Below are 14285 nucleotides of genomic sequence, written 5' to 3' on the forward strand. Positions count from 1 at the left end.
GTCGGATTGGGAGAGGTCGAGCACGGCCCGGGTGACACCACCCGCGAGGCCGCGCAAGCTCGCCAAGGTTCCGTTCGTCGAGCTGGCCGACGGACGCCTGCAAGGCGTCGTGTCCAGTGGCTCGGACATCGGACGGGTCTACGTGTCGTCCGTCGCGGCGGGGACGTACGCCTTCGCCTGCAGCACCAACAACAACCGGCCCTGCGGGGGTGCGCGCGGTTCGTTCTGCAACCACATAGGCGCCCTGGTCACCGAAGCCGTGCTGCAGTACGGCACCGAGCGGGTCCTGCGGTATCTGCGGATCGAACTCCCGGAGGCCGGCGCGGACGGCCCCGCGCTGCTCGCCGCGATGCGGAGCACCCGCCCGCAGGCGGACGGTTCCAAGGCCGCCGCCTCCGTCTTCAGCCGCTTCCTCCGGCACCTGACGTATCTCGAACACGCCCCGGTCACCACGCCGTCGCCCGAGATGCACTTCTTCCCTCCGGCCAGGGAGGCCGCGTGATGCGCGCCGACCGACTCACCGCCCCCGTTGAGGGGATGGAGGAAGCCCTCGCCGCCGTAGACGCCTTCGACGAGGCTCTCGTCGCCGGTCTGCTCCGCCCGCAGCCCGCGGGGGCGGGCGGAGTGATCCCCCTCGCTGAGGCCGTGGCGGGTTCCCCGCTGGCCTCCGTCACCGCCGAGGCGTCCGCGAAGGCGGCCGCCGGGGCCGCGGGCGAGGACCACTTCGTCGCCCTGGCCGCCGCCAGGACCGCGCTGCTCGGCGCCGCCCACGACGCATTGCTTCTCCGTGCCGAGGAGGCCACGGGGCGCTCCCGGGAGGAGCCGAGCGCTCCGGCCGCGGGCCAAGACGCTCCGGCCAACCTGCTGACCGCCGCCCGGGCCTGGCTCTGCGACCTCGCCCGCTGCGGCTGGCAGGGACTCGACCACGAGGTCGTGTCCGGAGCGGCGGAGGTCGTCTCCGCGATGCTCCCCGAACCCTCGCTGCGCCGTCTCGCCTTCCTGCTCGACGGCTTCGCCGCCGAACTCGCCGCGTCCTGCCCCGGTTCCTCCATGGAGCGCTTCCCGGCACGCCGATGGGCCGACCTGTGGACCCGCGGCATGCTGCTCACCCTGCCGGGGGCGGCCGGCACGCCCGTCACCGGTACGGCGGACGGACGTCTTCTCCCTCTCGGCATCGACCTCCAGGAGCATCCGACCGCCGCGCAGGCTCAGGTGCACGCGGTGCTGGAGCCGGCGGACGGATCGGCGCCCCGGCTGGTGCGCGCCGCGGTGTCGGTGCCCAAGCCCGACACGGTCCTGGGAGCGGGTGTGTGGCAGCTGCTCCGTCCTCACATGTCGCTCCTCGCGGCCGCGGGTGAGGGCCGTTCGATGGAGCTCACCGGAATGCCGGTCACCGCGGAGGGCGACCTGATCTGGAGTGACGACCACGCCCGCACGGGGGAACCCGCCGAGGCGTTCGCCACCGCAAGAGTGGCCCTCCCCACCGCGACCGCACCGGTGACGGCCCCGCTGGACCGTCACCCGGCGCCCATCGCCGTTCCCGTTTTCCTGGAGGGCTACACCGCCCGCGCGGACGAGGACGGCACGGTGACCTTCACGGTCGCAGGGGCCGACCTGACCGTCGACACCGACCGCATCCCCACGGCCGGACCGCTCACGCCCGAGGCGGTCGCCAGGTCCGGCGCCTGCATCGCCCTCGTCCGCTGGGACGCGGGGGAGTTCACCCTGCAGCCGCTCGCCGTCGAGACCATGGTCCGCAAGAAGGTGACCGCCGTGCACGCGGGCGCCTGGGCGGGAGGGACCACCGACAAGGCCGGGGCCAGGGCCGAGAAGGCCGCCACCGACGCGGTGAAGGTGCTCAGCGAGCGCGCGGGAAGGCTGCTGCGGAAATGACCGGACAGCCGAACCACGCGGGGACCGAAGACACCGCCCAGGCCAACCGCAGGCAGGTCCTCTACTGGCGCCTGCTCGCCCAGCTCTTCGACCACGAGGAGCATGCGCCCCTGGAGTCGGCGAGCCTCGCCGTCGTCGAGGACATCGGGCTTCCGCCCGCACTCCTGGACCCGCAGACGGCGGTCGACTCCGTGGTGCAGCGCCACCCCGAGCTCGCCGCCGAGTTCGAGGGCCTGATGGTGCCCGGCGTGGCGGAGGAGGCGGAGACCGAACCCGGGTTGGATCCGGGGGAAGGGGCCGGCGCGGAGACAGGGGAGGCATCGGACGCCGACGACCGTGACCGGGCCGCAGAGGTGCGCCGCGCCGCGCTCGTGTCCAAGGTCCTGCTCAACGTCTTCCACTCACCTCCCGGAAACGTCTCCGCGAGCCAGCTGTCCCGGTGGCAGTCCGACGCGGGCTGGCTGGAACGCGCCCTCGGCTGCGAGCCCGGCCAACTGCGCGGCGGACGGGCCGGGGGTACGGGCGCAGGCCCCACCGGCACGGGCGGCGGCGGCCGGACCCCCGATCTGAGCCGGCTCATCCCGGAGATCGGCCCGGAGCTCGGCTCGATCGAGGCGGGTCTCGTCCGGCGGATGCGGCTGCGCGAGGTGCTCGCCGACCCGCAGCTCGCCGGCCGGCTGACACCAAGCATGTCCCTGATCGAACAGCTGCTGCGCGACAAGGACAACCTCTCCGGTGTCGCACTGGCCAACGCGAAGGCCCTGATCCGGCGCTTCGTCGACGAGGTCGCCGAGGTGCTGCGGACCCAGGTGGAGAAGTCGAGCGTTGGCGCTCTGGACCGCTCGGTCCCGCCCAAGCGGGTCTTCCGCAACCTGGATCTCGACCGCACGATCTGGAAGAACCTCACCAACTGGGACCCCGAGGAGGAACGCCTCTACGTCGACCGGCTCTTCTACCGCCACACCGCGCGGAAGACGACGCCGCAGCGACTGATCGTCGTCGTCGACCAGTCGGGGTCCATGGTGGACTCGATGGTCAACTGCACCATCCTGGCCTCCATCTTCGCGGGCCTGCCCAAGGTCGACGTCCACCTCATCGCGTACGACACCCAGGCGCTCGACCTCACCCCGTGGGTGCACGACCCCTTCGAGACACTGCTGCGGACCAACCTCGGGGGCGGTACCGACGGCACGGTGGCCATGGCCCTGGCCCAGCCGAAGATCGCCGAGCCCCGCAACACCGTCGTGGTGTGGATCTCGGACTTCTACGAATGGCAGACCGAGCCGCTCTTCGAGTCGATGGCCGCCATCCACCGCTCCGGGGCGAAGTTCATCCCCGTGGGTTCGGTGACCAGCTCCGGCCGGGCCAGCGTCAACCCGTGGTTCCGGGAACGCTTCAAGGACCAGGGGACCCCGGTGCTCTCCGGCCACATCCGCAAGCTGGTCCACGAGCTCAAGACCTTCCTCACCTGAGGCCGACGGCCCAGCGGCCACGCCAGGCCCCGGATCTCCGCCGGGTCCGGCCGGCATCACGCTCCCACCCGTGTCCGGCGCGGGTGAACCCGCAGACCCTCACTCTCCGAAAGGCTCATCAGACATGTCCGACCTGCTGCGCGCCCCCGCCGAGATCAAGTACGCCGAGGAGCTCGACTGGCTCGAATCGATCGACGACGGCCCCAAGCCCTTCTCCTGGCGGCTCTCCCCCAAGATGGTCCGCCTCTTCATCCTGGGGTCGGAGCGCGCCGACGGACTCGACCGCGAGATCTCCCAGAAGTGGTACGGCGACCGGAGCTTCGTCGAGCGTTCCATCGTCACCCTCGCCTCCGACCGCGGGCTGCTGCTGATCGGCGACCCCGGGACGGGCAAGAGCTGGCTGGCCGAGCTGCTGTCCGCCGCCATCTCCCGCAACTCGACGCTCGTGGTGCAGGGCACGGCAGGCACCACGGAGGACCACATCAAGTACTCCTGGAACGTGTCCATGGTGATCTCCAAGGGCCAGTCGCGGGAGTCGATGATCCCCTCACCGCTGATGACCGCGATGGAGACCGGGGCGATCGGCCGCTTCGAGGAACTCACCCGCTCCACCAGCGACGTCCAGGACGCGCTGATCTCCATCCTCTCGGAGAAGTACATCTCGGTCCCGGAGATGGACAGCGACAACATCGTCTTCGCCAAGCCCGGATTCTCCGTCATCGCCACGGCCAACAGCCGCGACCGCGGCGTCAACGACCTGTCCTCCGCCCTCAAGCGCCGCTTCAACTTCGTCCGCATCCCGGTCGTGACGAACAAGAGGAGCGAGGCGGAGATCGTCCGCTTCCGCACCGAGGAACTGCTGCGCCGCCACCAGATCGAGCTGGACGTCCCCCCGACCCTGCTCGACGTACTGCTGCAGAGCTTCGCGGACCTGCGGGCCTCCTCCGCCGCCGCGGGCAGCGACGACGAGAAGCTGGAGTCGGCGCTCTCGTCCGCCGAACAGATCGGCGTGCTGGAGGACGCCATCCTGCACAGCAACTTCTTCGGCGAGCGCACCCTCACCGCGCGCACCCTCGCCTCCTCGCTGGTCGGATCGCTCGCGCGGCGTGAACCGGAGGACCTGGCCATCCTCAACAAGTACCTGCACGGAGTGGTCGAGCCCCGCAGCAAGGAACAGGGCGGCTCCTGGCCGGAGTTCCTCGAGGGCGGCCGCGACGCGATCGCGACCCTGTCGTGAGCGCCCTGACCGGGGGATCGCCGTTCGCGGCATTGCGCGGCCAGCTCCAGGACGCGGCGGCGGAGTTCGCCGCAGGCGAGGACGCGCTGCGGGGCATCCTGCTCGGCATCGTCGACGACGTCGACCGCGCGGTGCGTGAGCCCCTGGAGATCTTCCCCGTCTGCCACCACTCGCCGGCATCCGCCGTCGCGATGGCCAGGCGGCTGCGGGAGAAGCAGCCGAAGGTCGTGTACCTGGAGCTGTGCGAGGACATGGCGCCCCTCCTGTCCGAGCTGAGGAACTGCCGGCTCCCCGTGGCCGTCCAGGCCTTCGCCAGCGAGGTCAAGGGCTTCCCGGCGGAGTGGGCGCCCCTCTCGGTCGTCGCCCCGATCACGGAGGCGTCGGCCGAGTACCAGGCCATCGCCTATGCCCTGGAGACCCCGGGCGTGGAGCTCGTCCTCGTCGACCGTTCCTCTGACCATGTGTTCCAGTGGCAGGCCGGTGAGACGGGGGAGGCCGCGCCGGACAGTGCTCCCACCGACGAGGAGGCGGCGCTGCACGGCGACGCCGTAGGGGTGGAGATCGGCGATCTGCGGCCCCGCTTCGCCGAGCTGGAGGAGCACCTCCTGCGCCACGGAAAGGTTCGGCACTGGTCGGAGTGGTGGCACCAGTACGTCGAGCTCCCGCTCGGCGACAGCGACCACGACACCTACCGGCAGGTCATGCTCCTCATCGGCAGCCTCTTCCGCCGGCTGGCCCCCGGGGACACCCATCGTGTCCGCGTCGACGAGGACCGCGAGCGGTACATGTGGACGCGGATGCGTGAACACCTCGCGGCGACCGGCACCGACCCCGAGGACTGCCTCTACGTCTGCGGCGCCTTCCACGCGTCGAGCCGGGTCGAGGAGTTCGGGGTCCACGGCAGCGACACCTTCTCGATCAGCCCGCCGAGCGAGAGCACCTGGCAGTACGGGCTGATCCCGTCCAGCCACGCGGCGATCGAGGCGCAGTTCGGCCTGGCCGCCGGGTCCGTGTCGATCGCGGCGACCCAGTGGGCGAAGAACCTCAAGCGCACCCGGGTGCAGCCGTTCCGGCTCGCCGGCCAGGCCGGGGCCAAGAAGGCGGCGAAGCCCCGCAAGGCCCTCGGCACCGGCGCTCCGGTGACCCCGGAGGCTCCCTCCGACAGGCTCTCCGGTTTCCTGCAGAGCCCGCCCGCGCTCGACCGCCTGGACGAGGCCGAACTCCTCGGCTGGTCCGTGGAGATCGTGCGCTCCGCCCGCCGCAACGGCTATCTCTCCTCCACCGCTGACGCCATCGCCGTGTTCGAGACGTCGATCCTGCTGGCCGGCATGCGCGACAGGGCCAAGCCCACCCCGTACGACTTCCAGGACGCGGCTGTCACCTGCATCGAGAAGGACACCGTGCCGGGGAGGCGCGATGTGCGCCGCCTCGTCGAGATCCTGATGGGCGGCGACAGGATCGGTCAGGTCGGCTACGAGGCACTGCCGCCCCTGGCGCGCGATGTGCACGACCGGCTCGCCCCGCTGGGCCTGAAGCTCCAGCAACGCGGTGTGCGGCGGGCTCTGCTGGACATGACCACGCAACCGGAGCTCCGGCAGTGCTCCGATGTGCTGTGGATGCTGCGCCGTCTGATGCCCCAGGGCGCCGCACGGCCGATCATGGGGGAGCGGGAGCTCGGCAAGCAGTCGGTCCAGGAGTCCTGGGACCTGGCACTCGGCACCCACCAGCGGGCCCTCATCGAGCTCGGATACGAGGGTGTCAGCATCGAGCAGGTGCTGGAACAGCGCCTGCGTCGTGCGGCGTACGCCTCCGGTGCCACCACCGCGGACGTCCTGGCGGCCGTCGAGGACGCCCTGCTCCATCTGCGCGGCGACCGCCTCGCCGACGAGCTGGGTACCCGGGCCCTCGAGGTGCTGGCCACCGAGCGCAGTGTGGACGGGGCGCCCGAGGTCCTGCGCAGGGTGCGCCGGCTCCTTGCGTACTACCGTCTCACCCGTCCGGAACTGCCCGCGTGGATCGAGTCCTTCGCGACGACGGGATACGCGCACTACTGCACCCTGCTGCCGACGGCCTTCGCCGACGAGGACGTGACGACGCGCCAGGTCGCGGCGATGCTGGGATTCCTCTTCAGCATGGAGAGCCTGGCGCTGTCCCTCGGCTGCGACCGCACCCAGCTGGACCTGGCCTTCGCCCAGTCGCACCCGAAGGAGCAGTCCCGGGTGGCTCTGCTGTGGGCCGCCCAGGTCCACCTCGGACGCCTCTCCCGCGCCGAGCTGCGGCAGCGCTGCGACGAACTGCTCGGCAACCCCTTGGCCGTGCCGGCCTATCCGCGCTACCTGAGTGGATTCCTGCACGCGCTGGAGCCGGTGCCGCAACTCGCCGACTTCGTGGTGGAAGCGGTGTCGAACGCGTTCGCGCGGCTCCCCGACCCGGTTCTGCTGCCCTGGCTGCCCACGCTGATCACCACCCTGCGGGCGGAGGGCGGCGACCTGACCCCGCTGCTGGTCCGCGAGGCCGGACGGATCTTCCCGGGGCGCCTCGCCGCCCTGGACTCCTGGGTCCCGCCGTGGCAGGCCGTATCGCAGCCCCCGGTCACCCCGGTTCCGGCGGGCGGCGGTACGGCGGGCCGGTCCGAGCTCCTCGCGGCGCACCCGGAGACCTGCGACAGCCTGGCCGAACTGCTGGGCTGTCCCGGCCCCTGGGCGGCGGCCGCCCCGGCGTCGTCCGGTGCGCTGCTCCTCGGTCGTCACCCGGAGACGGCCGAGGCACTGGGGGCGCTGCTGGCCGTCTGACGCGGTGCGCCCGTCGCCTCACCCGCCCGGCCGGCCGGGTCCGGCCCGTTCGTGGACGGGCCGGAGCCGTGCGGGGCCAGATCTCTGCTCGGCCACCGGCACGGTCAGTTCCCGTTCACCTCGATCTGCCACGATCGTCGGGTGGACTACCCGAACGACCAGGCACCTGGCGCACCGATCCGCTCCGGCATCCCGGAGCACGGCCGTATCCCGAAGTACTACGCGGTGAAGGCTCATGTATCGCTCCTGCTCGACGAGTTGGGAGAGGGAGGGCTGCTTCCCACGGAGCGGGACCTGGCGCTGCGGTACGAGGTCTCCCGCGAGACCGTGCGCCAGGCGCTGCGGGAACTGCTGCTGGAGGGGAGGCTGCGCAGGCAGGGCCGGGGCACCGTGGTCGCCGGCCCCAAGCTGGAACAGCCACTCTCGCTGGCGAGTTATACCGAGGGCGTGCGTCGGCAGGGCAGGACGCCTGGACGTCACCTGATCGGCTTGGAGCGGTTCCCCTGCCCCGCCGCGCTGGCGGCCGAGATCGAGGTGGAGCAGGGTGAGCCCGTATGGCACATGGAGCGCGTCCTGCTCGCCGACGACGAGCGGGTGGGTCTGGAGAGCACCTATGTCACCGTCGCCCGACTACCGCTCCTCGACAAGGAGTTCGATCCGGACTCCTCCTTCTACGCCTACCTGGTCGAGCGCCACGGCATTTCCTTCGGTGACGCGGACGAACGCATCGAGACGGTCCTCGCCACCCCTCGCGAGGCCCTCCTGATCGGCACCCCGCCCGCGCTGCCGATGCTGCTGCTGCACCGACTCTCCAGGGACTCCCAGGGGCTTCCGCTGGAGCGGGTGCGGACCCTCTTCCGCGGCGACCGCTTCTCCTTCAGCACCCGTCTGAACGGCACCCGCTGACGGTTCCCGGTGTGGAAGACCGAACCCGCCCGATTGCACATCACGAAAAGGTAACGGGTCTGGTCCAAGCTTGCGGTCCAGTTCACCTCCGCGTCGCCTGACGGACCGGTACGGGTCATCCGTCGCCGGGAGCGTTGCCGCCGTGAGAGTCATCGTCGTAGGAGCCGGCGTGGTGGGAACCATGCACGCCTGGCACGCAGTGAACCGCGGCCACGAGGTCGTACAGATCGAGCGCGAGAGCGAGGCGCGAGGGGCGTCGCTCCGCAATTTCGGACAGATATGGGTGAGCGGCCGGGCGGGCGGCGAGGAGCTGGAGACCGCCCTGCGCGCCCGTGAGCTGTGGGAGGCCCTCGGGGAGCGGGTGCCGGACCTCGGCTTCCGTGCGTGCGGATCGCTCACCCCGCTCCGCACGGAGCTCGAGACCGCCGTGGCCGAGGCGGCCCTGGCGCGGTCCGATGCGGCGGCCCGCGGCTACAAACTGCTGACCGCCACCGAGGCGCGGGCCCTCAACCCCGCCCTGCGAGGCGCCTTCGAGGCCGCCCTGTGGTGCGAGCGGGACGCGGCCGTGGAACCCAGGACCGCCCAGCTCGCCCTGAAGCAGGCCCTGCTGGCCACCGGCAGGTACACCTACCTCGGCGCCCGGGAGGTCCGTGAGGTCGTCGGAACGGCATCCGTACGTGACGACCACGGCGACATCCACACCGGTGACGCGGTCGTCCTCGCCACCGGTGCCTGGCTCGGCGGCCTGGTCCGGGAACTCGCCGGCCCCGACCTGCCGGTGCGCCGGGTCAGGCTGCAGATGATGCAGACCGACCCGCTGGGCGAAGCGCTCACCACCTCGGTGGCAGACCCCGACAGCTTCCGCTACTACCCGGCCTACGCCTCAGACGCGCTCGACGCCCTCAACTCCGGCCAGCCCCAGTCGCCGACCGCCGCCGCACACCGCATGCAACTGCTGATGGTCCAGCGTCGCGACGGCGGGCTGACCATCGGCGACACCCACGAGTACGAGCACCCCTTCGCCTTCGACACCGTGGAGGAGCCGTACGAGCACCTCACCGGAGTCGTCGAATCCCTCCTCGGCCGCCCCCTGCCGCGCGTCCGCCGCAGGTGGGCCGGGGTCTACGCCCAGTGCACCGACATCGGCCGCGTCGTCCACCGCCAGCAGGTGAGCGCCGGAGTCTGGCTGGTCACCGGGCCCGGTGGGCGGGGGATGACCTGCTCGCCCGCCATCGCCGAAACGACCGCAGACGAACTGGGCTGGTGACACACATGACGTCGACATCCTCGACCACGGCACCCTCGGCCTCCGCTCCCGACGACAGGCTTGACCTCGTCGTCCTGGACATGGCCGGGACGACCGTCGCCGACGGCGGCCTCGTGGAGGAGGCCTTCTCCGCCGCCGCGCAGCGCCTCGGAGTCCAGCCAGGCACGACCGAGCACGCCGCTCAACTCGACTACGTGCGCGCCACCATGGGCGAGTCCAAGATCTCCGTGTTCCGGCATCTGTTCGGTGACGAGGAGAAGGCCCGCCAGGCCAACCGCGCGTTCGAGGAGGCGTACGGCGCGCTCGTCCACGGCGGCAGGATCTCCGCTCTCCCCGGGGCACGAGACGCCATCGAGCGGCTCACCGCCGAAGGCCGCACCGTTGTCCTGACAACGGGCTTCGCCCGCACCACCCAGGACGCCATCCTCGCCGCGCTGGGCTGGCAGGACCTCGTGCCGCTCACGCTCTGCCCGGCCGACGCAGGCGGGCGTGGCCGCCCCTACCCGGACATGGTCCTCGCGGCGTTCCTGCGGACCGGCGTCGTCGACGACGTCCGGCGGATCGTCGTCGCGGGGGACACCTCCTACGACATGCTCAGCGGCGTACGCTCCGGTGCCGGGATCGTCGCCGGGGTCCTCACCGGCGCCCACGACAAGGACCAGCTCGCCCGGAACGGGGCCACGCACGTCCTCTCCTCCGTGGCAGAACTGCCGGACCTCATCGCGCGGGCCGAAGCATGAGCGGCCCCACCTCCGCCGGAATCCGCTTCGACCAGGTCACCGTCACCTACGGCCGAAGCACCGTCCTCGACCGGCTCGATCTCACCGTCGAGCCGGGTGAAGTCATGGCCCTACTCGGCCCCTCCGGCTCGGGGAAGACCACCGCCCTGCGCGCCGTCGCCGGCTTCGTCCGCCCGGCGTCGGGGCGGGTGTACCTCGGCGACCGCGACGTCACCGCGCTGCCTCCGCACCGGAGGGGAATCGGCATGGTCGTCCAGCAGTACGCGCTCTTCCCGCACATGCGGGTCCGGGAGAACGTCGCCTTCGGGCTCAGAGCCCAGAAGGTACCCAGGGCCGAGATCGCGGGCCGGGTTGACGAGTCGCTCGGACTCGTCGGCATGGCCGCATACGCCGACCGCCACCCCCGCGAGCTCTCCGGCGGGCAGCAGCAGCGCGTCGCCATCGCCCGCGCGCTGGCGATCCGCCCGGGAGTGCTGCTGCTGGACGAGCCGCTCTCGGCCCTCGACGCACAGCTGCGTTCCGGGATGCTCGCCGAACTCGCCCGTCTGCACCGAGAACTGCCGGACGTGTCCATCCTCTACGTCACCCACGACCAGGTGGAGGCGCTCACCCTCGCGGACCGGATCGCCGTCATGGACCGTGCCCGGCTCCAGGACTGCGGCACCCCGCAGGAGCTCTACCGCAAGCCGCGCACCGAGTTCACCGCCTCGTTCGTCGGCAACGCCAACCTGCTGCCGGTCACGGTCGGCAGGAAGCCGGGCAGCGCGGAATTCGAAGGACGCCCGCTCACCGTCACCCCCGGTGACGCCGCCGTCGGCGCGACGGCGACCCTCTGCGTGCGGCCCCACCTCGTCGGGCTCGGCGCGGGCCCCAACGCCCTGACCGGCACCGTCACCGAGGTCCAGTGGCGCGGTTCCACCCACCGGCTGCACGTCGACACCGGCGGGCACCGCCTCATGGCGGACGTACGGGAACTGCGTGACGCGCCGGCCCTCGGCGACACGGTCACCCTGCACTTCGCCGCCGAGGACGCCGTCCTGCTCCCGGCCGGTGCGGCCGAGACCGCCTCCGCCCACCGGGGTGGGGCCGATGCCTGAGGCCGCCGTGATCGCCGCCGACGAGACGAAGGCCCTGCCGACCGTTACCTCCACGGGTGATCCGGCCCGGCCCAAGAGGCCCTGGCGCGGTGCGCCGCGCACCACCCCGGCGTTCCTCTGGGCGCTGCCGCCCGTCGTCGCTCTGTCACTCGCCTTCCTCTACCCGCTGGTCCTCGTCGTCCAGCAGTCCTTCACCCCGGACGGGGGCGGCACCTCTCTCGAGCCCTACAACGAGGTCTTCGCCTCCGAGTCCTTCCGATCCGCGCTCATGACGACGGTCTGGCTGGCCCTGGGATCGACCGCCGGCTGCCTCGTCCTGGGATTCGTCCTGGCCCTGGTCATCGCCTTCGTGCCCTTTCCCGGCGCCCGCGCCGTGGCCAGGTTCATCGACGTTTTCCTCTCCTTCCCGTCCTTCCTGATCACGCTCGCCCTGCTGTTCGTCTACGGCAGCGTGGGCTTGGCCAACGGCGTGTGGACGGGCGTCACGGGAGCGTCCGAGGGGCCCTTCCACTTCCTGACCACACCCTGGGGTGTGCTCCTCGCGGAGATCACCTACTTCACCCCGTTCGTGATGCGTCCCCTGCTGGCGGCCTTCTCCCAACTGGACGGCGCGCAACTGGAGGTGGCGTCCTCACTCGGCGCCGGGCCCGCTCGCGTCGTACGCCGGGTCATCCTCCCCGAGGCGCTCCCGGCACTCGCCGCGGGCGGCAGCCTGGTCCTGGTCATGTGCCTCAACGAGTTCGGGATCGTGCTCTTCACCGGGGCCAAGGACGTCACGACGCTGCCGATGCTCGTCTACACCAAGGCGATCCTGGAATCGGACTATCCGGCGGCCTGTGCCGTCGCCGTGGTCAACATCGTCATCTCCGTAGGCCTCTACGGCGTCTACCGGGTGGTGAGCCGTCGTGCTGGTGCATAGCCGCGCCGGGAGGTGGGCCGCCTGCGCCCTCTTCCTCGTACTCTTCGTCCCGCTCTTCGCGGTGCCGCTCGCCGTGGTCGTCGCCGCCTCGTTCGCCACGAACTGGTCCGGCGCCTTCCCCTCCGGGCCGACCGGTGCGCACTACTCCGCCGCCACCGGTGCCGACTCCCTGCAGGCGCTGGGCACCAGCCTGGCGACCGCGCTGGCGGCGAGTCTGCTCGCCCTCACCGTCGGCAGCTGGGCGGCGCTCGCGGCGGCCTCCCTGCACAACCGGGGCAAGCGGCTCCTGGACGCGCTCTTCGTGCTCCCGGTCGCCGTGCCGTCCGTCGTCGTCGGGCTCTCCGTGCTCGTGGCCTTCAGCCGGCCACCCGTCCTGCTCAACGGGACGCGCTGGATCGTGATCCTCGCGCACACCGTCCTGGTGACCGCGTTCGCCTATCAGTCCGTCTCGGCGGCGATCGTACGGCTGGACCCCATGTACGAACAGGCGGCGGCCGGCCTCGGCGCCCGCCCCGCGTACGTCCTGTGGCGGGTCAAGCTGCCCCTGCTGCTGCCCTCCCTCACCGCCGCCGCGGGACTCTGCTTCGCCCTGTCCATGGGGGAGCTGAGCGCCACGATGATGCTCTATCCACCCGACTGGACACCGCTGCCCGTGCGGATCTTCGCCGCCACCGACCGCGGCTCGCTCTTCACCGGCGCGGCCCTCGCCGTGGTCCTCATGGGAACGACGCTCCTGGTGCTGCTGGGCGTCTCCCGCATCCGGACCCGGGCCACCTTCCGCTGACCCGCCCGCATCCCCTGTCGACGAACAACTTTATGGAGACACGACACCCATGCGCACGAATGTCCTCAAGCCCCTGTCGGCCGTGGCCGGCTGTCTCGTCCTCGCCTCGGCGCTCTCCGCCTGCGGCGGCTCGTCCGCCGCCTCCGACGAGAAGGTCGTCACGGTCTACAGTGCCGACGGCCTCAAGGGCGAGAACGGTGACGGCTGGTACGACAAGATATTCGCCGACTTCGAGAAGAAGACCGGCATCAAGGTCGAGTACGTGGAGGGCGGATCGGGAGAGCTGGTGCAGCGGACCCTGCGCGAGAAGTCCAACACACAGGCCGATGTCCTCGTCACCCTTCCGCCCTTCATCCAGCAGGCGGCCGCCAAGAAGCTGCTGACGGCGTACGAGCCGGCCGGATCGGACCAGGTCGGCGCCGCCGACAAGGCGTCCGACGGCACCTGGACCTCGGTCGTCAACAACTACTTCGGCTTCGTGTACAACAAGAAGCAGCTGCCCGCGGCTCCCAAGAGCTGGGAGGACCTGCTCGACGCCCGGTACAAGGGGAAGCTCCAGTACTCGACCCCGGGGGTCGCCGGCGACGGTACGGCGGTACTCATCAAGGCGATGCACGACTTCGGCGGCAAGGAGCCGGCGATGGAGTACCTCGGCAAGCTCCAGGCCAACAACGTCGGCCCGTCCGCCTCGACCGGAAGGCTCGCCCCCAAGGTGGACAAGGGGGAACTCCTGGTCGCCAACGGTGACGTCCAGATGAACTACGCCCAGTCCAAGGACATGCCCAACCTCGGCATCTGGTTCCCGGCCAAGGGCGCCGGCAGGCCGACCACCTTCGCCCTGCCGTACGCGGCCGGCCTGGTCGACAAGGCGCCGCACTCGGAGAACGGCCGGAAGCTGCTGGACTTCATGCTCTCGGAGCAGGCGCAGCAGGAGGTCAGCGAGGTCGGCGGCGGCTTCGCCGCCCGCGAGGACGTGACCGCCACCGACGCCAACGCCACCGAACTCGCCTCGCTGATGAAGGGCGTGGAGATCTTCGAGCCGGACTGGTCGGACATCGGTGAGCACCTGGACGACTACGTGGACGCCTGGAAGTCGGCCACCGGAAGCTGATCGTTGCCGGATGATTCACCGGAGCGGCGTGGACCGCCGACGCTTCGTCGCGAAATGATAACGAGTC

Annotated in this window: 12 protein-coding genes; all 12 read left to right on the plus strand. The window is 71.2% G+C overall.

All coding sequences use genetic code 11. The annotated features are described in order from the left end of the window. Positions 1–31: 31 nt before the first annotated feature. The 12 genes from ACGFNN_RS30690 to ACGFNN_RS30745 all read left to right on the plus strand — a co-directional run bounded on the left by ACGFNN_RS30690 (position 32) and on the right by ACGFNN_RS30745 (position 14218). Entirely contained in the window at positions 32–502 is a 471-nt protein-coding gene (locus tag ACGFNN_RS30690; RefSeq protein ID WP_393560818.1) for a hypothetical protein, read from the plus strand. After that, positions 502–1893, plus strand: a complete 1392-nt coding sequence (locus tag ACGFNN_RS30695) for a hypothetical protein (RefSeq protein WP_393560819.1) — start codon at positions 502–504, stop codon at positions 1891–1893. Before ACGFNN_RS30690 ends, ACGFNN_RS30695 begins: the two co-directional genes overlap by 1 nt. Next, on the plus strand, positions 1890–3365 hold the full coding sequence (locus tag ACGFNN_RS30700; protein WP_393560821.1) for a VWA domain-containing protein: 1476 nt from the start codon (positions 1890–1892) through the stop codon (positions 3363–3365). Before ACGFNN_RS30695 ends, ACGFNN_RS30700 begins: the two co-directional genes overlap by 4 nt. Positions 3366–3489: 124 nt before the next feature. Next, entirely contained in the window at positions 3490–4602 is a 1113-nt protein-coding gene (locus ACGFNN_RS30705; RefSeq protein WP_393560823.1) for an AAA family ATPase, read from the plus strand. Then, complete coding sequence (locus tag ACGFNN_RS30710; protein ID WP_393560825.1) at positions 4599–7394, plus strand: hypothetical protein; 2796 nt, start codon at positions 4599–4601, stop codon at positions 7392–7394. Before ACGFNN_RS30705 ends, ACGFNN_RS30710 begins: the two co-directional genes overlap by 4 nt. A gap of 141 nt (positions 7395–7535) precedes the next feature. Next, positions 7536–8300, plus strand: a complete 765-nt coding sequence (locus ACGFNN_RS30715; protein ID WP_393560827.1) for a GntR family transcriptional regulator — start codon at positions 7536–7538, stop codon at positions 8298–8300. Positions 8301–8442: 142 nt separating this feature from the next. After that, positions 8443–9567 carry a TIGR03364 family FAD-dependent oxidoreductase gene (locus tag ACGFNN_RS30720; RefSeq protein WP_393560828.1) on the plus strand — a complete coding sequence of 375 codons (1125 nt, stop codon included), beginning with the start codon at positions 8443–8445 and terminating at the stop codon, positions 9565–9567. A gap of 5 nt (positions 9568–9572) precedes the next feature. After that, entirely contained in the window at positions 9573–10307 is a 735-nt protein-coding gene (locus ACGFNN_RS30725; RefSeq protein ID WP_393560829.1) for a phosphonatase-like hydrolase, read from the plus strand. Next, positions 10304–11404 (plus strand): ABC transporter ATP-binding protein, encoded by a 1101-nt coding sequence (locus ACGFNN_RS30730; RefSeq protein ID WP_393560830.1) that lies wholly within the window; start codon positions 10304–10306, stop codon positions 11402–11404. The genes ACGFNN_RS30725 and ACGFNN_RS30730 overlap by 4 nt, the downstream gene beginning before the upstream one ends. Then, entirely contained in the window at positions 11397–12323 is a 927-nt protein-coding gene (locus ACGFNN_RS30735) for a 2-aminoethylphosphonate ABC transporter permease subunit (protein WP_393560832.1), read from the plus strand. The genes ACGFNN_RS30730 and ACGFNN_RS30735 overlap by 8 nt, the downstream gene beginning before the upstream one ends. Beyond that, complete coding sequence (locus tag ACGFNN_RS30740; protein ID WP_393560834.1) at positions 12310–13107, plus strand: ABC transporter permease; 798 nt, start codon at positions 12310–12312, stop codon at positions 13105–13107. Before ACGFNN_RS30735 ends, ACGFNN_RS30740 begins: the two co-directional genes overlap by 14 nt. A 49-nt stretch (positions 13108–13156) precedes the next feature. Beyond that, positions 13157–14218: a 2-aminoethylphosphonate ABC transporter substrate-binding protein gene (locus tag ACGFNN_RS30745; protein ID WP_393560835.1), complete on the plus strand. Its 1062-nt coding sequence runs from the start codon at positions 13157–13159 to the stop codon at positions 14216–14218. Positions 14219–14285: the final 67 nt, after the last annotated feature.

This window comes from Streptomyces sp. NPDC048590, from assembly GCF_043199535.1.
Lineage (GTDB): Bacteria > Actinomycetota > Actinomycetes > Streptomycetales > Streptomycetaceae > Streptomyces.

Excerpts from the sequence above, each read along its gene's own strand:
- ACGFNN_RS30725 (WP_393560829.1), top strand. The coding sequence starts at position 9,573 with ATGACGTCGACATCCTCGACCACGGCACCCTCGGCCTCCGCTCCCGAC.
- ACGFNN_RS30745 (WP_393560835.1), top strand. The coding sequence starts at position 13,157 with ATGCGCACGAATGTCCTCAAGCCCCTGTCGGCCGTGGCCGGCTGTCTC.
- ACGFNN_RS30700 (WP_393560821.1), top strand. The coding sequence starts at position 1,890 with ATGACCGGACAGCCGAACCACGCGGGGACCGAAGACACCGCCCAGGCC.
- ACGFNN_RS30695 (WP_393560819.1), top strand. The coding sequence starts at position 502 with ATGCGCGCCGACCGACTCACCGCCCCCGTTGAGGGGATGGAGGAAGCC.
- ACGFNN_RS30735 (WP_393560832.1), top strand. The coding sequence starts at position 11,397 with ATGCCTGAGGCCGCCGTGATCGCCGCCGACGAGACGAAGGCCCTGCCG.
- ACGFNN_RS30705 (WP_393560823.1), top strand. The coding sequence starts at position 3,490 with ATGTCCGACCTGCTGCGCGCCCCCGCCGAGATCAAGTACGCCGAGGAG.
- ACGFNN_RS30730 (WP_393560830.1), top strand. The coding sequence starts at position 10,304 with ATGAGCGGCCCCACCTCCGCCGGAATCCGCTTCGACCAGGTCACCGTC.